The sequence below is a fragment of the Pseudomonas sp. VS40 genome (assembly GCF_018587885.1).
GTDB classification, from domain to species: domain Bacteria; phylum Pseudomonadota; class Gammaproteobacteria; order Pseudomonadales; family Pseudomonadaceae; genus Aquipseudomonas; species Aquipseudomonas pergaminensis.
Map to the genome: position 1 here is coordinate 33,564 of NZ_JAGYWD010000008.1, position 23,730 is coordinate 57,293.

Here is a 23,730-nt window from a genome sequence, read left to right on the forward strand (position 1 = left end):
TTATAACCCTTGGCAAAGCGGTCTAAACTGTTACCTATGTTTTACGGAACTGAAGGAACAGTAAGACGCTTGGCACTCGCCACTCTCATCGAGCCTGTAAGACAGCTATGTGCTTTGAGGCCGATCGCTTATGAAAACACCTACCCAGACCAACGCAATTGACTTTGACACCGCCAAATTGCAACGCCTGGGATTTGGTCAGCCATCCCTCCTTCCACGCCGCCCCACGACCCTTGCGCAACTTCGCCAGCAGCTGAGTCAGCAATTGCAGACCAGCCTGGAACCGGAGCGCATCCTCGGCGTGTTCTTCCGCGAGATCCAACGCCTGGTACCGCTGGACGCCCTGCAGTACCGCCATCAAGCCAGCGACTTGCGCCTGGAGTTCGGCCATCGCGGCCACCATTCGGTTAGCTACTGCCTGAGCCATGAGGGCGAGCACCTCGGCGAGCTGATCTTTCGGCGCAACCAGCGTCTGGTGGAAGAAGAACTCGGCCAGCTCGAATCCCTGCTGTCCACCCTGCTCTACCCGATGCGCAACGCCTTGCTCTATCGCGCCGCCACCCGCAGCGCGCTGCGCGACCCGCTGACCGAGACCGGCAACCGCATCGCCATGGACCAGACCCTGCAACGGGAAATCGACATGGCGCGTCGGCACCTGAACCCGCTGTCGTTGCTGATGCTGGACATCGACCACTTCAAGACCATCAACGACACCCACGGTCATGCCGCTGGCGATAACGTACTGCGCGCCGTCGCCGGGGCGATCAAGGGCCAGTTGCGGAACGTGGACATGGTGTTTCGGTTTGGCGGGGAAGAGTTTCTGATCCTGCTGTCCAACACCGGCCGTGACGCGGCGGCGATGGTCGGTGAACGCCTGCGCCAGGCGGCACAGAACCAGGAATACTGGGCCGACGGGACACGGATCGAATTGACGGTCAGCCTGGGTTGCTCGACCCTACTGGCCGCCGAGTCTGGCGAAAGCCTGCTGCGCCGGGCCGACAGTGCGTTGTACGTGGCCAAGCGCGAAGGCCGCAACCGCCTGGCAATGGCGGGGTAACCCCCGCCATTGAATGACGTCAGGCTTCGCTGGCGACCCGCGCCTGGCGTTCACGCAGCACGGCTGGGGCTTTCTCTTTCTCCAGGCGCATGCAGCTTTCCAGGAACAGGTACATGTAGTCGTAGCTCTTGCACACGGCCTGGCGCAGCTCTACCTGCAATTCCTTGCTTGGGTTCATCCCGGCCAGGGTGCAGATGATCTCCAGTGCTTCCCACGGATGGGCGTCGTCGTACTGGGCGTGCATCTTCAGCCACTTCATTGCACGCTTGCGCTCTTCCTCGGGGAAGGCGGCCGCGTAGACACCGGTGGAGCACACCACCGCAGACCACTCCCCCGTCGCCCCCTCGATCGCGTAGTTGGTCGCGGCAATGGCCACGATCAGCGAATCGGCGGAGCTGGTGTGCCAGCACCAGTGGCTCAGCGCATGCAACTCCGGCGGCACGTTCTGGGCCTGCAACTCCTCCAGGCTCACACCGTGGGCACGGGCCCAATGCACCCAATAGTCGGCGTGGTTGAGTTCCACGCGAATATTGCGCATCAGCCAGCGGCGCGCCATGTCCTCCCCAGGATGGCGGGCGAATTTGGTCTTGGTGAGGTTCTGTGCCATGTACAAGGCAAACTGTTCCACCACTGGCCAGCCACCGATCAGGTAGTGACGCATGGTCTTGGCGCTGAGCGCGTTATCGCGCATGCGCTGGTACAGTTCGTGTTCGACAACGCGGCGCTTGCTCTCGCTACAGTCCAGGATCAGTTTCTGAGCCCAGGCGGGGTAACTCGAGGCTTCCATAAGCGGGCCGGTTCTGATGAATGTGTCGATCACTGTTAAGGCTCCTTTTTAAGTGTGATTGTACAGACCAGCAAATGTTTCAGCGGAATGTGCCGGGCGCCTTGAATAACAGAGGCTGCGGCCGCACAGGTCGACACTGCAAGCTATCAAAGGTAAACAATTGCGGTCGTTCAATCAGGTAGCCCTGAGCGTAATCCACACCAATCTCGAGTAACGCCTGTTCGATTTGCGGTGTCTCAACAAACTCTGCAATTGTGCGCTTACCCATGACATGGCCGATGTGGTTGATCACTTCGACCATCGCGCGGTTAATCGGGTCGTCCAGCATATCCTTTACGAAACTTCCATCGATCTTCAGGAAGTCTACAGGTAAATGTTTGAGATAGGCGAATGAGGACATTCCGGCACAGAAGTCATCCAGGGAGAAATGACACCCTAAGGCTTTGAGTTCATTAATAAAGCGGATCGCACTGCCCAAGTTTGCAATCGCACTGGTTTCAGTAATTTCAAAACAAATCATTCCCGGCGGAATATTGTATGTATGAAACTTCTCACGCAAAAACCCAAGGAAGTCATCATCGCCAATGGTGATGCCTGACAGATTGATCGCACACATAGCCATGGGGCGCTCCGGACGCTCCAGCAGGCAACGGGCGATGATCCTGAACACGTTCTCCACCACCCAACGGTCCAGGGATGTCATCAACCCGTAACGCTCGGCGGCCGGGATGAAGCTGTCGGGCAGGATCATCCGCCCGGCCTCGTCATGCAGGCGCAGCAGAATCTCGATATGCCCATCGCCGCCGTCGGTGTGGCCCAGCGGTGAGATCTCCTGGGCGTACAGGCAGAACCGGTTCTCTTCCAGCGCCATGTGCAAGCGCTGCACCCAGGCCATTTCGCCAAAGCGCAGCGACAGTTCAGAATCGTCGGCGTGGTACACCTGCACACGGTTGCGGCCTTTTTCCTTGGCCATGTAGCACGCCATGTCGGCGGCGCGCAGTGAGGTTTCCAGGGTGGTCGGGGTGTTCCCCAGGTGCACCAGGCCGATGCTGACGGTGGTCATGAATGGCCGGCCCTTCCAGACGAAGTGCAGGCTTTGCACAGTATGGCGCAGGCTCTCGGCGATTTTTTCCGCCACCGCCGGCGGGCAGTTCTCCAGCAGGATCCCGAACTCATCGCCGCCCAGGCGCGCCAGGGTGTCGCCCTCGCGCAGGTCCGACTGCAGCAGCGCGCAGATATGCCGCAGCAACTCGTCACCCGCCGCATGGCCACAGGTGTCGTTGACCAGCTTGAACTGGTCCAGGTCGAGGAACATCAAGGCATGGCGCCCGCCGTTTTGCTGAGTGGAAGGATGCAGCACCTGCTCCAGGCGGAACTCGAACTCGCGGCGGTTGGCCAGGCCGGTCAGGGCGTCGTGGGTCGCCTGCCAGGACAGGTTGGCGATGTATTGACGCTCCTGGGTCATGTCATGCAACACCAGCACCGCCCCCGTGATTTTGCCGGCACTGCGGATCGGCGCGCCCACCAGGGTCACCGACACCGTGCTGCCATCCAGGCGCTGGATGGTTTTGGAGTGTTCGCTGCCCCCGCTGAGCTGGCCCTTGACGATATGCTCGATCAAGGTAAAGCCGTCAGGCTGGGCATTGTCATCCAGCAACTTGAACAGCGCCGCCAGCGGCAGCCCCTGGGCCTGGGCCGAATTCCAGTGGGTCAGCGCCTCGGCTGCCGGGTTCATATAGGTGATGGCGCCGTCGACGTCGGTGGTGATCACACCGTCGCCAATTGACTCCAGGGTGATCTGCGCCCGCTCCTTCTCTTGCTGCAGTGCGTCGGCAAACGCGTGGCGCTGGGTCAGCAGCTTATGGGTACGCAACAACGCCAGCACGATCAGGCCCAGGGCCGTCGCCAGGTTAGTGATCAACAGCAGCCGCAGGATCATCCGCGAGCCTTCGCCCAAGGCATCGCTGAAGGCCTTGGCCGCTGGCGTCACACCTTCGTTGATGGCGATGATGTGCGCCTTCCATTGCCGCACATCGTTGGCACTGACCTGGTCACGGGTGATTGCACCGTGCATCTCCCGCGCCAGGTCATCGAGTTGCACCAGGTAGCCATCGCCCACGGTCCATAGCTCGATGGCTTTTTCCAAATAGCTGAAATGGCGAAAGTTGAGGTACAACCAGATTAGGCTGGAGACGTCATCCGGGTGGTTGCCGCCCTTGAGAATCCCCAGGCGTGCAGCGCTCAGGTCGGGGGTGGAGCGGTCCAGGGCGATGCGCAGCTCATGCCCGCCCTGGGGCACGGCGATGGCCTGCTGGTATTTAAGGTAAGTGGCTTCGTCGCGGTTGTCGGCGTAGAGGGTCAGGTAGTAGATGGCGTCCTTCTGGCCCTTGGACCACAGGCTTTCGCCAGCCACGTAACCACGCACCGCCGAGAGCACATAAAGACTGACGCAGCCTAACAATGCCTGGAACAGTACGACGGCGATAAAGGGCCAGACAATGCCCAACAGCCTTGGCGTTCCGAGAGTCCGCTTTTGCTTCATGAAGTCCCTTGCACATGCACTGCTGGATACGCACGCGAAAATCCGCTTCCGATAGCTCAGCCTAGGCTAAATCAACGCACTTGTTGTAAGTGTCCGTAGAGTTTGGCGTACAGCCCACCGTCAGCAATCAGTTGCTGATGGTCACCGTCCTCTGCAATGTGACCGCCGTCGAACACTAATACTCGATCGGCCTGCTTAACCGCCGACAGGCGGTGGGCAATAATCAGTGTAGTACGCCCACTGAGGAATCGCGCCAGCGCCTGGTGCAGGTTGTACTCGGTGGCGGCGTCCAGGGCGGAGGTGGCTTCGTCGAGTATCACCACCTTCGGTTCGGCCAACACCATGCGCGCAATCGCCAGGCGCTGACGCTGCCCGCCGGAAAACCGCACGCCCGAACGCCCGACCACACTGTCCAGGCCCATGGGCAAAGCCCTGACAGTAGCATCCAACTGGGCGATTTCCAGTGCCTGCCAGCAGGCCTGGTCACTGCGCTCACGGCCCATGGTCAGGTTGGCACGCACGGTGTCGTTGAACAGTGCCGGGTGCTGCAGCACCACGGCGACGTGCTCGCGAATTGTCTCCAGGCCGATTTCCTGCTGGGTTGCACCGCCAAAACGGATCGTGCCGGCCTGGGGCGTGTAGAGCCCGAGCAACAGTTGCACCAGGGTGCTTTTGCCCCCGCCGCTGGCGCCGACAATCGCCACCTTTTCACCGGGCGCAATGGCCAGGTTCAACTGGTCGAGCACCAGCTCTTCGCCATAGCCGAAATTGAGGCCGCGCACTTCGATGCCGACGGTCTCACGCCCGGTGAAGGGGTCTTGGCCACCGGCGTATTGCGGCTCATCGGCGCGCGCCAGCAGCTCATTAATCCGCGTCAGCGCCCCGCCCGCTGCGTAGTAGGCATATTGCAGGTTGAGCAATTGCTCCACCGGACCAATCATGAACCACAGGTAGCTGAACACGGCGAGCATCTGGCCGATGGACAGGTCGGAAAACAACACCGTCAGCATCGCCGCCGCGCGGAAGATGTCGATGCCGAACTGGAACAGCAGCCCGCTGGCACGGCTGGAGGCGTCGGTTTTCCACTGCGAGTGGATCGCGTAGTCGCGCACCTCCTGGGCACGCTGGCCCAGGCGCCCGAGGAAAAAGCCCTGGCGGTTGCCGGCGCGCACTTCCTGGATCGCGTCCAGGGTTTCGGTCAGCGCCTGGGTAAAACGCGAGGTGCTGTCGTTTTCCAGTTTTTTCAGGTGTTTGACGCGCTTGCCCAACTGCACCGTGGCGTAGATCACCAGTGGGTTGAACAGCAGGATCAGCAACGCCAGTTGCCAATGCATCCAGACCAGAATGGCCGAGGTGCCCACCAGGGTGAGCATGGCCACGAGGAAACGGCTGAGGGTTTCGCCGACGAATTTATCCAGGGTATCCAGGTCGGTGACCAGGTGCGTGGTGACAGTGCCACTGCCCAGGCTTTCATATTCGCCCAGTGATATACGCTTGAGCCGTTCGATCAGCCGCACGCGGATGCGATACACGATGTCCTTGGCCAGCCGCGCAAACAGCCGCGCCTGCACTACGTTGAACACCAGGGCGCCGCAGCGCAGGCACAAGGTCACCAGCAGCATCAAGCCAATATAGCCGGCTGCCTTCTGCCAGCCCAGGGGCAACGCGTGGTTCATCACCTTGAGGGCGGCATCGCCATGGCCCAGCAGCACTTCGTCCACCAGCAACGGCAAGAGCAGCGGGATGGGCACGCTGCACAGGGTCGCCAGTACCGCAACGCCATTGGCGATCCACAGGGATTTCTTGTGGCGCAGGGCCAGGCGGCGAATTTCCGCCCAGGTCAGGCGGTCGATGCGTTTACCGGGTTCTTTGTCGGGCTGATCATGCACAGGTTGCTCGCTCCAGCCATCGACCCAACAACGGCGACAGCTCGGACAGCGGCTGATACCCATTGGTCAACAAGGCCAATTGGCCATTACGCTCGGCCAGCAACGTCGGGAAACCGGCGATGCCCAAGTCTTGTACCCAGGTGAAATCGGCAGCGGTGGCCGCGTGTTGCTCGGCGCGGTCGAAGGCGCCGGCAAACTCGATACGCGGGATGCCCGCCTGCTCGGCCAGCTCCACCAGCACGCTGGCGAGGGTCACGTCGCGACCCTCGACGTAAAACGCGCGCTGGATCAGCCCCAGCAGCTTCCAGGCACAATCCGGCGCCAGGCTGCGGGCAGTGACGATGGCACGGCACGCAGGCTCAGTGTCGTAGACAAATCCCTCGGGCAACGCACCTTCACGCTTGAACGGCTGGCCGGTGGCGTCGGTGACCGCCTGCCAGTGCTCCAGGATATAGCGCCGGGTCGTCGGCTCCAGCGCCGCGCCGCTGCCGGTGCGCAAGCCGCCCACCACCAGGTGCAACTCCACGCCGGCCGCCTGGGCCTGCTCCACCAACGCTTCGGCCACCGGGGCAAAGCCCCAGCACCAGGAACACATCGGGTCCATTACATAGAGCAGGCGCGCGGACATGGCTCAGGCCTCGGAAGGAGTTTGCTTATAGTTGAAGCCAATCGGGTGCGGCATGTTGCGGGCCTTGGCCAGCTCGATCTGCTTCTGGCGGTCAATCGCGCTGCGACGGGTCTTCTCCGGCAGCTTATCCCAGCAATGCGGGCAACTGATGCCAGCCACGTAGTGCTCGGAGGCGCGGTCTTCGACGCTCACCGGTGTGCGGCAGGCATGACATTGATCGTAGTCGCCTTCGCTCAGGTCGTGGCGCACGGTCACGCGATTATCGAAAACAAAGCAGTCGCCCTGCCACTTGGTGTCTTCCTGGGGCACCTCTTCGAGGTACTTCAGGATGCCGCCCTTGAGGTGGTAGACCTCGTCGAAACCTTCGCTGAGCATGTAGCTCGAGGCTTTCTCGCAACGAATGCCGCCGGTGCAGAACATGGCGACTTTCTTGTGCTTGGCCGGGTCGAAGTTGGCTTTGATGTAGTCGGGAAATTCGCGAAAACTGGTGGTTTTCGGGTCGATCGCACCTTCGAAGGTGCCGATGGACACTTCGTAGTCGTTACGGGTGTCGATCAACAGCACTTCCGGGTCGCTGATCAGCGCGTTCCAGTCCTGCGGGTCGACATAGGTGCCAACCTTTTTGTTCGGGTCGACGCCTTCGACACCCAGGGTCACGATCTCTTTCTTGAGCTTGACCTTGGTGCGGTAGAACGGCTGGTCGTCGCAGTAGGATTCTTTGTGGTCGATGTCGACCATGCGTGGGTCGTTCTTCAGCCAGGCCATCAGGCCATCAATGCCTTCACGGCTGCCGGAAACGGTGCCGTTGATGCCTTCTTCGGCAATCAGCAAGGTGCCTTTGATGCCGTTGTCGACCATCGCCTGCAGCAATGGCTCGCGCAGGGCGACGTAATCTTCGAGGGTGACGAACTTATACAGTGCCGCCACGACAATCGGTTGAGTCATGGGTGTTCTCTCCAGGTGGCTACCCTCGTAAGGGGTGAACCGGATTTGGGCAGTTGCGAGTTTTAAGCTGCAAGCTGCAAGTAAAAGCGAAAGCAAAAAAAACGCGCCGACTAGGCGGCGCGTGGGATTCTAACAAAAACGCAGAGGCAAGCGCGCTTCAATCTTGCAGCTTGAAACTTGAAGCTTGCAGCTGCTGTCAGTGCCCTCCGGCGCAGGTCGGCGAAGCCGGGGCTGCGTCGATTTTCGCCCATTCCTCAGGCGTGTAGGTATGCAGCGCCAGCGCATGAAACTCGCTCATCAGGTCACCCAGGGTGGCGTAGACCTTCTGGTGGCGCTTAACGCGGTTGAGCCCCTCGAACTGCGGGCTGACCAGCACGGCCTTGAAGTGGGTCTGCAACCCACGGCTGTGCATATGGCTTTCATCCAGCACGCTCAAGTGGTCTGTGCCCAAGGCGGCAAGCGCCGTTTCGATACGCTGTTGCATGGTCATTCCTGCTTACTTCTTCTTGGCCGGTGCGGCGGCTTTTGGCGTCAGCTCGTTGGTCATGTCTTCCAACAGCTTGTTCACTACCGGTACGGCGCTTTCCAGCTTGGCCTGGGTCATCTGGGCCGATTGCTGGGTCAGCTGCGGCATTTTTTCCAGGACTTTCTTGCCCAGTGGCGACTGGTAGAAGGCAACCAGGTCCTTGAGCTCGGATTCGCTGAAGTTGGTGGTGTAGAGCTTGACCATGTCAGGCTTCAGCTTTGGCCAGCCAATGGCCTGGTCCAGGGCGGCGTTGGCCTTGGCCTGGTAGCTGTCCAGTACGGACTGCTTGGCGGCAGGCGCCTTGGTCTGCTCGAAACGCTGGGCGAACATTTGCTGCACTTGCATGTACACCGGGGTACCCAGCTTGTCGGCATGGGCCAGGGTAAGGAAGGCTTCGGCACTGGCGTTATGGCTGGCGGTATCGGCAAAGACTTGGCCGCTGGCGCAAACCAGAGCAACCGCGGTACAGATGGCACGAAGACGAGTCATCGAGTTTCCTTTTCTAGCAGGCGAGGTAAGACCCCAAGGGCGCCCATTCTGCGCCTAAAAAACGCCATGGCTCAACCCCACCCCTTGTCGCGCCTGGATTTGCGGCGCTCAATCCGATGAAAAGTCTTTTAGGGGAACCCCCAGGGCCCATCACAGCCTAAACTGCGCAAACGAACCTGAAGGAGTGTGCCCGATGAGCCGTATCGAAACCGACAGCCTGGGAGAAGTCCACGTCCCGGATGACGCTTACTGGGGCGCCCAGACCCAACGTTCGCTGGTGAACTTCGCCATTGGCGAACAGCGCATGCCCCTGGCGGTATTGCACGCCCTGGCCTTGGTCAAGAAGGCGGCGGCACGGGTCAACGACCGTAATGGCGACCTGCCCGCCGATATCGCCCGCCTGATCGAACAGGCCGCCGACGAAGTACTGGCGGGCCAGCACGACGACCAGTTCCCCCTGGTGGTCTGGCAGACCGGCAGCGGCACCCAGAGCAACATGAACGCCAACGAGGTGATCGCCGGGCGCGCCAATGAACTGGCGGGCAACAAGCGCGGCGGCAAGAGCCCAGTGCACCCCAACGACCACGTCAACCGTTCCCAGAGTTCCAACGACTGCTTTCCTACGGCCATGAGCATCGCCGCCGTACAAGCGGTGCATCAACAACTGCTCCCTGCGATCGCGACCCTGTCCGGCGGGCTCGCCGAGCAGGCTGCCAAGCATATGAAGCTGGTGAAAACCGGGCGCACCCACATGATGGACGCCACGCCGATCACCTTTGGCCAGGAACTCTCGGCTTTTATCGCCCAACTTGATTACGCTGAACGCGCCGTTCGCGCAGCCCTTCCCGCCGTGTGCGAACTGGCCCAGGGCGGCACCGCCGTCGGCACCGGGCTCAATGCGCCCCACGGTTTTGGCGAGGCGATTGCCTCCGAGCTGGCCGCACTGTCGGGCTTGCCGTTCGTCACCGCGCCGAACAAATTCGCCGCCCTCTCCGGCCACGAGCCGCTGGTGACCCTGCACGGCGCACTGAAGACCCTGGCCGTGGCCTTGATGAAAATCGCCAACGACTTGCGCCTGCTGGGCTCGGGCCCGCGCACCGGCCTGGCCGAGGTGAAGTTGCCGGCCAACGAACCGGGCAGCTCGATCATGCCGGGCAAGGTCAACCCTACCCAATGTGAAGCGCTGTCGATGCTGGCCTGTCAGGTCCTGGGCAATGACGTGACCATCGGCATTGCCGCCAGCCAGGGGCACTTGCAGTTGAATGTGTACAAGCCAGTGATCATCCATAACCTGCTGGAGTCCATCCGCCTGCTGGCCGACGGCTGCAACAACTTCCAGGAGCACTGCGTGGCCGGTCTCGAACCGGATGCCGTGCAGATGGCCGAACACCTGGAGCGTGGGCTGATGCTGGTCACAGCGCTCAACCCGCACATCGGCTACGACAAGTCCGCAGAGATCGCCAAGAAGGCCTATGCCGAAGGGCTGACGCTACGGGAGGCCGCGCTGGACCTGGGCTACCTCACCGATGCGGAATTCGACCAGTGGGTGCGCCCCGAAGACATGCTCGGCGCCTAGGACGCCATGCGCAACCGCCGGGCCTTGAGCCCGGCGAGCAATGATGGCGCCAGCGCCACGGTCGCCGAGCCCAGCACTACCACCAACGCCCCGGTATACCCCAGGGCGTTGATCTCTTCGGCCTGCACGTATTCCGGCCACAGCCACGCCGCCAAGGCCACCGCCACGAACGTCACCAGAGGCGTCAGCGCCAATGTCGCACTGACCCGCGAGGCTTCCCAGTGGGCGAGCGCTTCGGCAAAGGCGCCGTAGGCCACCAGCGTATTCATGCAACACGCCAGCAACAGCCAGCCTTGCAGCGGGCTCAGGTCCAATGCCTCCAAGGGATGCGCCCAGGGTGTCAGCAGCGCGGCGCAGCACAGGTAGATCACCATCATCACTTGCAGCGAATTCCACACCGTCAGCAATTGCTTCTGGCCCAGGGCGTAGAACACCCAAATGGTAGTGGCGAGCAGGATGGTCAGCACGCCGGCGGTGTAGGCACCGAGCGAGGTGAGCATTTCTTCCAGGCGCTGGTTGAAGAACAGGCCAAACCCGATGATCAATACCACCAGGCCCACGCCCTGCCCCAGGCTGAAGCGCTCCTTGAACACGAACACACTGGCGATCATCAAGAAGATCGGCCCCATCTGCACCACCAACTGCGCGGTGCCGGGGCTGAGCATTTTCAGGCCCACCAGGTACAACACATAGTTGCCCACCAAACCACACACCGCCATCCCCACCAGCCAGCCACCCTTGGGGCCGAGTACCTTGCGGCTGGGCAAGCGCCTGGTGAGCGCCAGGTAGACGAACAGGCAACCGCCGGCCACGGTCAGTCGAAACCAGGTGACGGTGATCGGGTCCATCACCTGCAGGACCTGCTTGAGTTTGATCGGCAGAATGCCCCACAAAAACGCGGTCAGCAGGGTCAGGAGAAAACCATAGACCCAGCGGCCGGAAGAGATGTGCATGAGTGCCCCGAATGCCTGAGGAAGTGGAAGCCGCATTCTAGGGGCAAGCGAACGATCCGGGATACGCCGCCGTTCAAAATGTAGCCGCTGGCTTACCAGCTCCAGAGTGCAAAAAAGCGTACCTACGATGCGAAGCGAGTCGCTCTTGATCTTGATCTCGCTTTTGATCCTAGGCGCCCCGTCAAACACGCTGGCCGGAATTCGACAGGGATTTGGGGGGTAAACCGGCAGGGATGCCGGTTTAGCCGCCCCGCGCCATGGATGGCGCGTGGCGGCGGCCCCCCCAAATACCTGTCGGATTACGGGCACACCGAGCCTAGGCGAGGTGCCGAGTGTTGGGGCAAGAGCCTTTTGCTTACTTTTGGGCTTTTCAAAAGTGAGCCGCCGTAAGGGCGGAACCCATAGCAGCCGTTACCCAAATAACGGATATGTACACCGCACCACCGCCATCGCTGGCAAGCCAGCGTCTACAAGAGCCGCTTTAAGCTTCAGCGCACAGCTTCGAAAAGCCCGCTGGCGCCCATGCCGCCGCCCACGCACATGGTGACGATGCCATAGCGCAGGTTACGCCGCTGCAACTCACGCACCAGGTGCCCCACCTGCCGCGAACCGGTCATGCCGAAGGGGTGGCCGATAGAAATCGAGCCCCCATTGACGTTGTACTTGGCATTGTCGATTTCCAGGCGGTTACGCGCATACAGGCACTGGGACGCAAATGCTTCGTTGAGTTCCCACAGGTCGATATCCGCCACCTGCAAGCCCTTGGCCTTGAGTAGCTTGGGCACCGAGAACACCGGGCCGATGCCCATCTCGTCCGGTTCGCAGCCGGCGACGGTGAAGCCGCGGAAAAACGCCTTGGGCTTGAGCCCCAGCGCCAGGGCTTTTTCCAGGCTCATCACCAGGGTCATCGAAGCGCCGTCGGAAAGCTGCGACGAGTTGCCCGCCGTCACCGAGCCGTCTTCGGCAAATACGGGCTTCAAGCCTTGCAGGCTGGCCAAGGTGGTGTCCGGGCGATTGCAGTCATCACGGTCGACCACACCATCGAGCACCTGCACCTCACCGGTATTCTTGTCCTCGACCTTGTACTTGACCGTCATCGGCACGATTTCATCGTTGAACAGGCCGTCGGCCTGGGCCTGGGCGGTGCGCTGCTGGCTTTGCAGGGCGTACAGGTCCTGGTCTTCGCGGCTGACGTTGTAGCGACGCGCGACGATCTCGGCGGTCTGGCCCATGGGGAAGTAGATGCCCGGCACCTGCTCCTTCAGCAGCGGGTTGATCAGGTTGTCGGTGTTCACGCTTTTCATGGTCAGGCTGATGGACTCGACGCCGCCGGCGACGATGATGTCGCTGCAGCCCGAGGCAATCTGGTTGGCAGCGATGGCAATCGCCTGCAAGCCCGAAGAGCAGAATCGGTTGAGGGTCATGCCCGCGGTCCCCGTGCCCAATTGCGAGAGCACCGCCACGTTGCGCCCAATGTTGTAGCCCTGGGCGCCTTCGTTGGAGCCGGCGCCGACGATGCAATCTTCCACCGTGGCCGGGTCGATGCCATTGCGCGCGAGCAGCGCATTGACGCAATGGGCGGCCATGTCATCCGGACGGGTCTGGTTGAACTTGCCGCGAAAGGATTTGGCCAGGCCGGTTCGCACGCTGTCGACGATCACTACTTCACGCATGGGCTACCTCGATCTTGTCATTGTTGGAGAGATGGATCGAGGATAGATCCAGCTCAGCGCAACCGCGACGATCATTCACCCCGCCTATGCAAAAGCATGGCGTCGAACCTACTTCTTGCGTTTCTTATCGTGCTTGTCGGTCTTGGCGAACGCCTCTTCCAACGCCAGGTTGATGGTGCGCAACACCTTCACCCGTGCCCAGCGCTTGTCATTGGCTTCCACCAACGTCCAGGGCGCGACTTCGGTGCTGGTGCGGTCGACCATGTCGCCCACGGCCGCACGGTAGTCGTCCCATTTGTCGCGGTTGCGCCAGTCGTCTTCAGTGATCTTGAAGCGCTTGAACGGAATCTCTTCGCGGGCCTGGAAGCGTTCCAACTGGGTCTGCTTGTCGATGGCCAGCCAGAACTTGACCACAATCACCCCCGCGTCGCGCAGTTGCTCTTCAAAGTCATTGATCTCGCCATAGGCGCGCATCCAGTCCGCCGTGGTGCAGAAACCCTCGATACGCTCCACCAGCACGCGGCCATACCAGGAGCGATCAAACACGGTGAACTTGCCCCGCGCCGGGATTTTCTGCCAGAACCGCCACAAGTACGGCTGGGCGCGCTCGTCCTCGGTGGGCGCGGCAATCGGCACGATATGGTACTGACGCGGGTCAAGCGCCGCCGCCACGCGCCGGATAGCCCCGCCCTTGCCCGCCGCGTCATTACCTTCAAACACAGTGACCAGGGCGTGCTTGCGCATGCGTTTGTCACGCATCAGGCCGGAGAACCGCGCCTGTTCGGTGATCAGTTGTTCCTCGTAATCGTCCTTGTCCAGGCGCAGCGTCATGTCGAGGCTACTAAGCAGGCTCATCTGGTCGACGGCGGTGGGCAGCGGCGCCGGGTTCATGCCACTGGCCTTACCTTTGGGCAACTTCAAGGCGTTCTGCAAGCCTTCGAGCAGGATCTTGCCCACGGTCAGGCTGCGGTAGTTGCTGTCGACGCCTTCGATCACATGCCACGGCGCATAGTCGCGGCTGGTACGGCGCAGCACGCGCTCGCCGAAATGCACGAACTTGTCGTAGGTCTCGGACTGCTGCCAGTCCAGCGGGCTGATGCGCCAGCTGTGCAGCGGGTCATCGGCCAGGGCCTTGAGCCGCGCCTTCATCTGTTTCTTGGACAGGTGGAACCAGAATTTGAAGATCAGCGCGCCTTCGTCGCAGAGCATTTTTTCCAGGCGTTCGGCGCCGGCAATGGCCTGGTCGAGCCGTGCGTCCTTGATTTGCCCGTGCACGCGGCCTTGCAGCATCTGGCTGTACCAGTTGCCGAAAAAGATGCCCATGCGCCCTTTGGCCGGCAGTTGCCGCCAGTAGCGCCAGGCCGGTGGCCGTGCCAGCTCTTCGTCGGTCTGCTGGTCGAAGGTGCGCACTTCAATCAGGCGCGGGTCCATCCATTCATTCAACAGCTTGACGGTCTCGCCCTTGCCGGCGCCCTCAATGCCGTTGATCAGGATGATCACCGGGAAGCGCTTTTGCTGCTGTAGTTCGTATTGCACTTCCAGCAAGGCTTCGCGCAGGGCGGGCACCTCGGCCTCAAAGGTGTCTTTGTCGATGGCGTGACCGATTTCGGCGGATTCGAACATGGGCAGCTCCGTTTCAAGATGGATCAAGACTAGCGGATTGGGCAACGCCATGCGGGAGGAAATTCCACCCGCGCTTGCCATGGGTCAATTCAAAGCCTGTTGATCGGCTAGAATGGCGGCCTTGTATTAGCCGAGCCGCCCATGAACCCCATCACCCACGCCCAACTCGACTGGGATGACCAAGGTCGCCCGCACTCGCGGGTGTTCGACGACGTGTACTTCTCCGACCAGTCGGGCCTTGAAGAAACCCGTTATGTGTTCCTTGAACAGAACCGTCTGCAAGCGCGTTTTGCTGCGCTGCCGGTGGGCGGGCGGTTGGTGATCGGCGAGACCGGGTTCGGCACCGGCTTGAATTTTCTGTGTGCCTGGCAACTGTTCGAGCAACACGCCGTGGCAGGCGCACGCTTGCATTTCGTCAGCGTGGAAAAGTACCCACTGAGCCACGCCGACCTGCAACGCGCCCTCAACCTCTGGCCCGAGCTCGCGCCCTTCGCCGCGCCTCTGCTGGCCCAGTACGTCGCCATTCATCAAGGCTTCCAGCGCCTGGTGCTGGATAACGGCCGCGTGACGTTGACCCTGCTGATCGGTGACGTCCTGGAGCAATTGCCGCAACTGGATGCACAGTTCGACGCCTGGTTCCTGGACGGCTTCGCCCCGGCGAAAAACCCCGAGATGTGGACCGCTGAACTGTTCGCCGAGTTGGCCAGGCTGTCAGCACCGGGTTGTACCATCAGTACCTTCACCAGCACCGGCTGGGTGCGTCGGCTGATCAACGCCGCCGGGTTCAAGATGAAGCGCACGCCGGGGATTGGCCATAAGTGGGAGATCCTGCGCGGTGAGTTTCTCGGTTGGCCTTCCGATACACCAACGCCTGCACAACCCAAGCCGTGGTTCGCCCGCCCCCCTGCCCCCCAGGGTGAGCGCCAGGCATTGGTGATCGGCGGCGGCCTGGCCGGTTGCGCCACGGCGGCCAGCCTGGCGGCGCGGGGTTGGCAGGTGAGCCTGCTGGAACGCCATGCGGCCCTCGCCCAAGAGGCTTCCGGTAACCCGCAGGGGGTGCTGTACCTCAAGCTATCGGCCCATGGCACGGCGTTGTCGCAACTGATCGTCGCCGGGTTCGGCTACACCCGCCGCGTGCTCGAACACCTGCATCGCGGCGTGGACTGGGACGGTTGCGGCGTGCTGCAACTGGCCTTCGACGCCAAGGAAGCGCAACGCCAGGCACAACTGGCCGACGCTTTCGCCCCGGACTTGCTGCACCTGCTCGACCGCGAACAGGCCCAGGCCCGCGCCGGCATTGCGCTGGAGCACGGCGGGCTGTTTTTCCCAGAGGGCGGCTGGGTGCATCCACCGGCCCTGTGCGAATGGCAGGCGCACCGGCCTGGCGTCCGCGTACTCACCCACCATGAGGTGCTCGATCTGCGCCGAGTCGACGGCCAGTGGCAGGCCTGGGATGGCGAGCAGCTGCTGGCCAGCGCCGCCGTGGTGGTGCTGGCCGGTGCGGCCGAGGTCAAGCGCTTCGCCGCCAGTGCCGAGTTGCCCCTCAAGCGCATTCGCGGGCAGATCACCCGTTTGCCACGCACGACCGAGAGCCAAGCCCTCGCCACCGTGGTGTGCGCCGAAGGTTATGTGGCCCCGCCGCGCCTGGGCGAGCACACCCTGGGCGCCAGCTTTGACTTCACCAACGAAGACCTCACCCCCACGGCCGCCGAACACGCCGACAACCTGGGCCTGCTCAACGAAATCTCCACGGACTTGGCTCGACGCCTGCACGCCGACACCCTGGACCCTGCCACCCTGCAAGGCCGCGCGGCGTTCCGCTGCACCAGCCCGGACTACCTGCCGATTGTCGGGCCACTGGCTGACAGCCCGGCGTTCACCGAGGCCTACGCGTCGCTGCGCAAGGATGCCCGCAGCGTGCCAAACATCGACTGCCCCTGGCTGGACGGCCTGTATATCAACAGCGGCCACGGCTCGAGAGGGCTGATCACCGCACCGCTGTGCGCCGAGCTGCTGGCCGCGTGGCTCGACCATGAACCCTTGCCGGTACCGCGCAGCGTGGCCGAGGCTTGCCACCCCAATCGGTTTGCCGTGCGCGGGCTGATCCGCAGCAACGCCGCAAAGCCCTAGGGCATGACACACCCGCCCAGGTCGCCGTGTTTCAAGGCTTCCTGGGTCAAGCGCTCAAGCTCATCCCGTTCGGCCTTCACCTGTTCCTGGAGTATCGTGTTCATCTGCTCGCGATAGCTGGCGTCGTCCAGCGTCAGGCTTTGGTCGAAGACTGCCTCCAGGCGTAGGTCCAATGGCTCGTTCAGCGCCTCGAACCGCGCTGCGTGAGTGTGCTTGAGGTACTGGGTCCAAAACGGCAAATCCACCAGATACCGCAACAAGCGCGGCGACAGCTCGGCGGACTTGACCACATCCTCTGCGTCATCGAGGTCTTTCGCAGTCACCCCGCCCAAGCGCGAAAAGCGCATATGGGTGGGCTGCCCGGGCAGGTGAAAGCGGTCCACCAGGCCGGTCCGATACGCCAGGCTGACCTCCAGCGGGTCAGCGGCGGGATGTTCCAGGCAATGGTTGTATGCCAGGCGCTCCAACTGATCGATACGGAACAGCCCTCTGGCCAGCTTCAACAAGGGTTCGGCCGTCAGTTGTCCACTGGCGACCAGACGGGCTGCTGCGCGTACTTCGACCAATACTTCCAGGTTGCTGAAACTGACGGCCGCAGCGTCGTCGCAGTTGAGCGGCGTGGCGGCACGCTCGAAAATTTCTTCGCGCAGCTGGGTGTCCTGGCTGGCAGCATCGAGTACCCGCCAGACTCGCCGGTCCATGTCCTCACGCACGTGCTCGGTGTCGGCCGTGCCGCCCAGCTCGGCCAACAGCGTGAACAAGCCGTCACCGCCCGGCTCATCCTTGAGCCCGGTCCAGATCCGGTGTTTCTCGCTAAACCCTGCCACACGCTCATCGGCCAGCCACAGGTCACGCGCCTTCTGCTCAGTCAAGCGGGCAAGATCATCCTCCAGGTACCCCATGCCCACGCCATGCACGTTGCGGTATTCACGGAGCAATTGTTGGCTGCGCGCATCCAACGGGTTATGCCGCAGGTTGACGATCCGCGCATAACTGCGCGGTGCCTGGAACAACCACTCGGGCAATACACTGATATCGTTCCCGCGCAGGTCGAGATTCTCCAGGTACGGCAGGCGCGACACGCCTTTGGGGAATTCCTTGAGTCGGCAATTGCGCAACATCAATTCGCGCAGCATGAACATCCTGCTGACATCCGGTGGGTCCACCAACGGGTTGTTGCTCAGGTTCAACACCCGCAGGCTGCGCAGCCCCGCCAGCGTGTTGCGCGAATACTCATCGAGCAACACGGCATTATTGGCCAGGCACAGGTATTCCAACTCCGGCATCAGCGCCAGCGCCTGCGGGATGCGGCTGACACGATTATCCGCCAGGTTGAGGGACATCAGGTTTTTGAAATGCTTGAGAAAATAGGCCGCAGTATCGGTCAGCGCCATTTGGCCCAGGGACAGCAGCCGCACTTGCTCGAAGCTGACCTGCGCCGGCAACGTCGGCAAGGGATCATGCAGCATGCTGTCCAGTGACAGCGCCGGCACGCTGCGGCGTTGGTGGTCGAACCGCTGGGTCATGCCTTTCCAGCCATGCTCTATGGCCTTGGCGACCTGATAGCGGCTCAATCGGTAATCCCAGCGCGATATGACGCTGGGATCATGTGCGGAGCGGTCGCTGCGCCAGATTTCCAAGGCATTGTGCAGCGCTACGAATTGCCGTTCCAGGGCCTCCACCGCCTTCGCACGGCTCAGGTGATCCGCGCCGGCGGACTGGACAATGCCCGCCAATTGCGTGTCATCCGTCAACGGGTAGAGTTTTCTCATCTTGCGCAACAAATTGGGCACCAAGGACGGCAATGCCGGGGGCGCGCCCTGTATGCACGGGACAGGTTCAGGCTCGGCGGGCACCCATTCGGCTTGCAGGTAGGCTGCCACGCGCGCCCGTCGATCCTGGGTCTGCAAGCGGATACGCGTGAGCAGTCGCTGGGGTACGCCATTGCCTTGCAGGTTCAGGGCTGCACGGTGGCGATTCGGCACTGAATCCACCAGCGCCTGATAAAAACCCAGTGCCCCGTCCGCCCGTTCGGCCAAGGGTCTGTTCGCCTGATCAAACGCCTGGAAACCCTCGGCAGTCTGCACCAGCGTGTGCCGCACACTGGCCGTCGGCTCCCCGACCTCGGCCACGACCTCGCCGTCCACTGCCTGCTGGCGAAGTTGCAGAAACAGCTCGCGGGGCCAGCCTGGCAAATCCTGCATCACCCTCAGGGCGAGGCGTCGGGTCATGGCCTGCGCCTGCTCGGGCAAGTACAAACCGGTCACCGCCTGATCCTCTTGCGTCAGGGCCGCCGCCTCGCGCGCACGTTCGGCAAGCGCCAGCGGAACACGGCCCTGTTTGTGCAGGTACAGGCGCTGGGCATAGGGCGCGTCGGTCAGCACCTCCCAGACCCGACGGTTAGAGAGCTGCGGGAAGGCTTTTTTGAGCAGCAGCAGTTCGCCCTGCGTATACCCTTCATGTGCCTGGTACAGCTGTTGCGTCAGCACTTGTTGCTGAGTCTTGAGTGTTACCAGCAAGCGGCGTCTCAGCAGCGCAGGCGCCTCGTCCAACGGAGCCTTTTCGCCCAACAGGGCGCTGCGCTCATCCTCGCTGAGCGCCTGCAACACCGTCTGCATCACCTGCCCGTCCTTGAGCTGGCGCTGGGTGAGGTGAACGCTTAAATCGTTATAATCGAAGGGGCGGACATCGGGGTAGCGTTCCAGCAGCTGGTCCTGCTCATCCAGCAGCTCGATAAACCTTCCCCTCGGCCAGCCTGGGATCAATGGAATCGCCAGCATCTGTGTGAGCGACGTATCGGCGGACGGCACCTCGCCGCGCTTCAGTTGGCCCATCAGGTCAGCCACTTTTTGATGCTGTTTGAAGCGCATCACGCAGTCCTGGAAGCGCTGTGGCAAAGGTTCGTGTTCGAGGGCCAGGCGACGCACCCGAGGGATGTTCAAGTCGGTGACATGGGCCATCGCCTCGGTGGCCTCCGGGCTCCACTCATCGAGGCTGGGGTCGAGGCGGGTCAAGTTGTAGCGCAGGTCATTCCACTGCTCAGGCTGCTCAAAGACATGCTGCCAGCCACCGCGATAGTTATGGTTCAACGGCGGGCGGTAGGCATGTGGACGCAACGGATGGTTGATCCGCCATTTGCCAATGCCCGGGTCGTAGCTGATCGCATAGGTTGCACCATCGAGCTTGACCCAGGACTGCCCTTTCGACTGGACCACACCTTTGCTGTCGGCGACCCAAGGCAGTGCTTCGGGAAGCGCCTGGCTGTAGGGCGCCAGGCGCGGTCGCCACAGGCCCGGGCGGTGGTCGGTGCGCGTGACGGCCTCGACATTGCTGAAAAAATCCGCCGACGACACCCGGGCCTTCAAGGTGCCCACTACCCGCCCACCCACTGCAAACGCGGCCATGGCGGCCAGGCTCTCGCCAATATTGGCCAGGTGATGCAGGGCCTCGACCTTGTCACCATGGGACCAGTCTTCGACGCCATCGAACACCTCGCCCAACAGTTGCCCGACGGCCACGCCCATCATCAACTGGCCGAGTACCGGCACGACTAAAGCAGCCACATTAAGTACATCCAGCCCGGTCTCCAGATAACCCAGCCAGCGGGCCTCATCGGCGTCCTTATCGACCAGCACCGTAGGGGGTGCCAAGGCCAGGGCATCACGCTGGACCTTGCCCACATAGGCATTGAAATAAAACCCTGAAAACCCGCTGTTGACCGGCAAGGGCTCCAGCGAGCCCAGGCTTTTGTCCTGCTCGAAACGCTTAAAAAAATCCAGCCGCACGAACTCATCCAGGTAGCCTGCGAAAAAGCTGCGGTAGGACGCCACTTGCAACTTCAAGCGCAAGTACAGCTTGAAGTCCTCAAGCCGCTCGTACTCGTACCACGGCCTGACCGGCTCGTTGGGCATATACACCAGGAAAGACCCGGCCCCCAACTTGCCGGGGTCATCATCGGAGACCACCAATACGCTCCACAGGCAAGCGTCATGCAGGTTCAGGCCTTGCCAGCGCAATGGCTTTTCCAAGGGTGTGAGGTATTCCAGTTCACTGGCGGGGCGGTCAGCCTTGATCAATCTGAGCAGCCGCTCGGCCATTGCGGCGCTGACGTGCTCCTTGGCGCAGGCGATGTGCAGGTCGATCTGCATGTCCAGGCACTTGGACTGACCTATCGTCACGGCCGCCGGGTTGTAACTCAAGCCCATCGGCGGCGGCGCTTCGGACGGATGGGGCAAGTTGAACACCTCACGCAGGTGGCGCTGGTAGGCTTCACCCAGGTCCAACTCCCGACAATGGCTCATGAATTGCTGCCCGGTGATACCCGCGAGCACCTGCTGCGTCTTGCCGGAGCGTACCCGTGCCAACGGCGGCCTTTTATCATCGCGCGCCTGGGCCGCATCGAAATTCTGCATGGCTGCCTTGATCAGGCTGTGCTTTTCCCATCGAATCGCTTCAATCAAAGGACCGCTCAGTGGCGGCGCGGGGGCTGAAATCGTGCGCTTGGGTACCTCCAGTTGGTCATGTTCGACATCAATATTCTCCACACCCTTGCTCAGCAGGAACGTATGCAAGCGCTCCGTGCAGAACTGGTTCAACGGCTGCACGCGTTCCAATAGCTGTTCGAGCTGACGACGTGGCTGTTCACTGTCGGCATGGGCTTTTTCCAGGGCTGCCAGGGTTGCGGGTTCGGCTTCAACCAGCCAGGCAGGCAGGGTCTGGCGCAGTACCTGGGCTTTATCCAGGTCACCGGTCACGTCCAACAGGACTGCCAGCAGTTCATCGTCCGTTACTGAGTCGGTGACCGCACTCAAATCGCGTTTTTCCGTCATGGATGGGCATCCCTGTCACGCTGCAAAAGAATCACCCACCCTAAAGGCGTGCCGGTTGAAAACGCATTCGAATAACGAGACGGTCAGCCGTCGGATCGGCCGTTTTTTTGTATGCAACCTGGCGTTATGTAACGCCCTTTGCGCCCAGCCCGCGCGGCGTCTGGGGGCTCATATGAGGCGCTAAGGCCATGTGCCTTATAACGTATTGTTCTAAAACTCCCACTGTAGCCCCGTGTCAGTTTCTGGGTACGCGCCCTCAGGGCGTATTGAGTGTTTCCCCTCCCCAACGGAAAAACCGGTAAGGAATTTATGTGCGGATTAGCTGGAGAATTACGTTTCGATGCCCAACCTGCCGACCTGGCTGCGATTGAGCGCATCACCCATCACTTGGCCCCCCGTGGCCCCGACGCCTGGGGCTTCCATGCCCAAGGGCCGATCGCGCTGGGCCATCGACGCCTGAAAATCATGGACCTGTCGGACGGCTCCGCCCAACCGATGGTTGACGCCCACTTGGGCCTGTCCCTGGCGTTCAACGGCGCGATCTACAATTTCCCGGAACTGCGAGAAGAGCTGGAAGCCCTGGGCTACGCCTTCTACTCCGGCGGCGACACCGAAGTGCTGCTCAAGGGCTACCACGCCTGGGGCGAAGCGCTGCTGCCCAAGCTCAACGGCATGTTCGCCTTTGCCATCTGGGAGCGTGATGCCCAGCGTCTGTTCATCGCCCGTGACCGTCTCGGCGTGAAGCCGCTGTACCTGTCGCGCACCGGCCAACGCCTGCGCTTTGCTTCGGCCCTGCCCGCGCTGCTCAAGGGCGGCGATATCAACCCGATCCTCGATCCGGTCGCCCTCAATCATTACCTGAACTTCCACGCCGTGGTGCCTGCGCCTCGCACCTTGCTGGCCGGTATCGAAAAACTGCCACCGGCCAGCTGGATGCGCATTGATGCCAGTGGTAAGACCGAGCAGAAAACCTGGTGGACCCTGCCCTACGGTCCCCATGAAGATGAAAAACACCTGACCCTCGAAGACTGGACCGACCGCGTGCTCGACAGCACCCGCGAAGCCGTGGCGATCCGCCAACGTGCAGCCGTGGATGTCGGTGTGCTGCTCTCGGGCGGTGTCGATTCGAGCATGCTAGTGGGCCTGCTGCGCGAGGTTGGCGTGCAGGATTTGTCGACCTTCTCCATTGGCTTCGAAGACGCCGGGGGCGAGGCCGGCAACGAGTTCCAGTACTCGGACCTGATCGCCAAGCACTACGGCACGCGTCACCATCAATTGCGCATTGCCGAAAGCGAGATCATCGAACAACTGCCGGCCGCCTTCCGCGCCATGAGCGAGCCGATGGTCAGCCATGACTGCATCGCGTTCTACCTGTTGTCGCGGGAAGTGGCCAAGCACTGCAAGGTCGTGCAGAGCGGCCAAGGCGCCGATGAGCTGTTCGCCGGCTACCACTGGTACCCGCAAGTCGAGGGTGCCAGCGACCCGTATGCCGCCTACCGCGAAGCGTTTTTCGACCGCAGCTACGACGACTATGCCGCAACGGTCGCGCCCAAATGGCTGACCGCCAACGATGCTGCCGGCGACTTTGTGCGCGAACACTTCGCCATGCCCGGCGCCGATGCCGCGGTGGACAAGGCCTTGCGCCTGGACAGCACCGTGATGCTGGTGGACGACCCGGTCAAACGCGTCGACAACATGACCATGGCCTGGGGCCTGGAAGCGCGCACGCCGTTCCTTGATTACCGCCTGGTGGAATTGTCAGCCCGCGTACCCGGCAAGTTCAAGTTGCCCGACGGCGGCAAGCAGGTGTTGAAAGAAGCCGCGCGCCGCGTGATCCCAAGCGAAGTCATCGACCGCAAGAAAGGCTACTTCCCCGTGCCCGGCCTCAAGCATCTGCAGGGTGACACCCTGAACTGGGTGCGCGAATTGCTGCTCGACCCGAGCCAGGATCGCGGCCTGTTCAACCCGGCCATGCTTGACCGCCTGCTCACCGATCCGCAAGGCCAATTGACCCCGCTGCGCGGCTCCAAGCTGTGGCAACTGGCAGCGCTGAACCTGTGGCTCAGCGAACAAGGAATCTGAT

Annotated in this window: 15 protein-coding genes; 4 read left to right on the forward strand and 11 right to left on the reverse strand. The window is 61.9% G+C overall.

Annotation, left to right across the window (positions count from 1 at the left end):
- The first annotated feature begins 130 nt into the window (after positions 1 to 130).
- Positions 131 to 1,057 (forward strand): GGDEF domain-containing protein, encoded by a 927-nt coding sequence (locus tag KHP07_RS22495; protein WP_078049526.1) that lies wholly within the window; start codon positions 131 to 133, stop codon positions 1,055 to 1,057.
- A 19-nt stretch (positions 1,058 to 1,076) separates the two neighbouring features.
- Here the strand turns inward: KHP07_RS22495 and KHP07_RS22500 are convergent, their stop codons facing one another.
- From KHP07_RS22500 to KHP07_RS22530, 7 genes are all read right to left on the reverse strand, one after another.
- Complete coding sequence (locus KHP07_RS22500; RefSeq protein ID WP_250883706.1) at positions 1,077 to 1,844, reverse strand: iron-containing redox enzyme family protein; 768 nt, start codon at positions 1,842 to 1,844, stop codon at positions 1,077 to 1,079.
- Between the two features lie 79 nt (positions 1,845 to 1,923).
- Positions 1,924 to 4,386, reverse strand: a complete 2,463-nt coding sequence (locus tag KHP07_RS22505) for an EAL domain-containing protein (RefSeq protein WP_214498057.1) — start codon at positions 4,384 to 4,386, stop codon at positions 1,924 to 1,926.
- Positions 4,387 to 4,457: 71 nt separating this feature from the next.
- Positions 4,458 to 6,275: an ABC transporter ATP-binding protein gene (locus KHP07_RS22510; RefSeq protein WP_099492293.1), complete on the reverse strand. Its 1,818-nt coding sequence runs from the start codon at positions 6,273 to 6,275 to the stop codon at positions 4,458 to 4,460.
- The gene (locus KHP07_RS22515; protein ID WP_178076789.1) at positions 6,268 to 6,870 is read right to left on the reverse strand and encodes a DsbA family protein; all 603 of its coding nucleotides are present in this window, start codon (positions 6,868 to 6,870) and stop codon (positions 6,268 to 6,270) included. Before KHP07_RS22515 ends, KHP07_RS22510 begins: the two co-directional genes overlap by 8 nt.
- 36 nt (positions 6,871 to 6,906) lie before the next feature.
- Positions 6,907 to 7,848, reverse strand: coding sequence for an oxygen-dependent tRNA uridine(34) hydroxylase TrhO (trhO, locus tag KHP07_RS22520; RefSeq protein ID WP_078049531.1), 942 nt, complete (start codon positions 7,846 to 7,848; stop codon positions 6,907 to 6,909).
- A gap of 196 nt (positions 7,849 to 8,044) precedes the next feature.
- Positions 8,045 to 8,338: a BolA family protein gene (locus KHP07_RS22525; RefSeq protein WP_069077894.1), complete on the reverse strand. Its 294-nt coding sequence runs from the start codon at positions 8,336 to 8,338 to the stop codon at positions 8,045 to 8,047.
- Between the two features lie 6 nt (positions 8,339 to 8,344).
- Positions 8,345 to 8,863, reverse strand: a complete 519-nt coding sequence (locus KHP07_RS22530) for a DUF2059 domain-containing protein (protein ID WP_003236690.1) — start codon at positions 8,861 to 8,863, stop codon at positions 8,345 to 8,347.
- Between the two features lie 193 nt (positions 8,864 to 9,056).
- Here KHP07_RS22530 and KHP07_RS22535 point away from each other — a divergent pair, with 193 nt between their 5' ends.
- A complete protein-coding gene (locus KHP07_RS22535; RefSeq protein ID WP_100490098.1) occupies positions 9,057 to 10,439 on the forward strand; it encodes a class II fumarate hydratase in 1,383 nt (460 codons plus the stop codon).
- Here the strand turns inward: KHP07_RS22535 and KHP07_RS22540 are convergent.
- The 3 genes from KHP07_RS22540 to pap form a co-directional block, all read right to left on the reverse strand.
- A complete protein-coding gene (locus KHP07_RS22540; protein ID WP_078049533.1) occupies positions 10,436 to 11,392 on the reverse strand; it encodes a DMT family transporter in 957 nt (318 codons plus the stop codon). The genes KHP07_RS22535 and KHP07_RS22540 overlap by 4 nt on opposite strands.
- A gap of 488 nt (positions 11,393 to 11,880) precedes the next feature.
- On the reverse strand, positions 11,881 to 13,065 hold the full coding sequence (locus tag KHP07_RS22545; RefSeq protein ID WP_078049534.1) for a thiolase family protein: 1,185 nt from the start codon (positions 13,063 to 13,065) through the stop codon (positions 11,881 to 11,883).
- Between the two features lie 108 nt (positions 13,066 to 13,173).
- Positions 13,174 to 14,688 carry a polyphosphate:AMP phosphotransferase gene (pap, locus tag KHP07_RS22550; RefSeq protein WP_078049535.1) on the reverse strand — a complete coding sequence of 505 codons (1,515 nt, stop codon included), beginning with the start codon at positions 14,686 to 14,688 and terminating at the stop codon, positions 13,174 to 13,176.
- Positions 14,689 to 14,829: 141 nt separating this feature from the next.
- Between pap and mnmC the strand changes: the two genes are divergently transcribed.
- On the forward strand, positions 14,830 to 16,818 hold the full coding sequence (gene mnmC / locus KHP07_RS22555; protein WP_214498058.1) for a bifunctional tRNA (5-methylaminomethyl-2-thiouridine)(34)-methyltransferase MnmC2/FAD-dependent 5-carboxymethylaminomethyl-2-thiouridine(34) oxidoreductase MnmC1: 1,989 nt from the start codon (positions 14,830 to 14,832) through the stop codon (positions 16,816 to 16,818).
- Here the strand turns inward: mnmC and KHP07_RS22560 are convergent.
- The gene (locus KHP07_RS22560; RefSeq protein WP_214498059.1) at positions 16,815 to 21,647 is read right to left on the reverse strand and encodes an NEL-type E3 ubiquitin ligase domain-containing protein; all 4,833 of its coding nucleotides are present in this window, start codon (positions 21,645 to 21,647) and stop codon (positions 16,815 to 16,817) included. The genes mnmC and KHP07_RS22560 overlap by 4 nt on opposite strands.
- Before the next feature lie 309 nt (positions 21,648 to 21,956).
- Between KHP07_RS22560 and KHP07_RS22565 the strand changes: the two genes are divergently transcribed.
- The gene (locus KHP07_RS22565) at positions 21,957 to 23,729 is read left to right on the forward strand and encodes an N-acetylglutaminylglutamine amidotransferase (RefSeq protein ID WP_214498060.1); all 1,773 of its coding nucleotides are present in this window, start codon (positions 21,957 to 21,959) and stop codon (positions 23,727 to 23,729) included.
- The last annotated feature ends 1 nt before the right edge of the window (position 23,730 follow it).

Bases quoted from the DNA above. Each gene is read 5' to 3' on its own strand.
- KHP07_RS22525 (WP_069077894.1), bottom strand. From the start codon at position 8,338: ATGACCATGCAACAGCGTATCGAAACGGCGCTTGCCGCCTTGGGCACA.
- trhO (WP_078049531.1), bottom strand. From the start codon at position 7,848: ATGACTCAACCGATTGTCGTGGCGGCACTGTATAAGTTCGTCACCCTC.
- mnmC (WP_214498058.1), top strand. From the start codon at position 14,830: ATGAACCCCATCACCCACGCCCAACTCGACTGGGATGACCAAGGTCGC.
- KHP07_RS22500 (WP_250883706.1), bottom strand. From the start codon at position 1,844: ATGGAAGCCTCGAGTTACCCCGCCTGGGCTCAGAAACTGATCCTGGAC.
- KHP07_RS22495 (WP_078049526.1), top strand. From the start codon at position 131: ATGAAAACACCTACCCAGACCAACGCAATTGACTTTGACACCGCCAAA.
- KHP07_RS22535 (WP_100490098.1), top strand. From the start codon at position 9,057: ATGAGCCGTATCGAAACCGACAGCCTGGGAGAAGTCCACGTCCCGGAT.
- KHP07_RS22540 (WP_078049533.1), bottom strand. From the start codon at position 11,392: ATGCACATCTCTTCCGGCCGCTGGGTCTATGGTTTTCTCCTGACCCTG.
- KHP07_RS22565 (WP_214498060.1), top strand. From the start codon at position 21,957: ATGTGCGGATTAGCTGGAGAATTACGTTTCGATGCCCAACCTGCCGAC.
- KHP07_RS22545 (WP_078049534.1), bottom strand. From the start codon at position 13,065: ATGCGTGAAGTAGTGATCGTCGACAGCGTGCGAACCGGCCTGGCCAAA.
- KHP07_RS22515 (WP_178076789.1), bottom strand. From the start codon at position 6,870: ATGTGTTCCTGGTGCTGGGGCTTTGCCCCGGTGGCCGAAGCGTTGGTG.
- KHP07_RS22505 (WP_214498057.1), bottom strand. From the start codon at position 4,386: ATGAAGCAAAAGCGGACTCTCGGAACGCCAAGGCTGTTGGGCATTGTC.
- KHP07_RS22530 (WP_003236690.1), bottom strand. From the start codon at position 8,863: ATGACTCGTCTTCGTGCCATCTGTACCGCGGTTGCTCTGGTTTGCGCC.
- pap (WP_078049535.1), bottom strand. From the start codon at position 14,688: ATGTTCGAATCCGCCGAAATCGGTCACGCCATCGACAAAGACACCTTT.
- KHP07_RS22560 (WP_214498059.1), bottom strand. From the start codon at position 21,647: ATGACGGAAAAACGCGATTTGAGTGCGGTCACCGACTCAGTAACGGAC.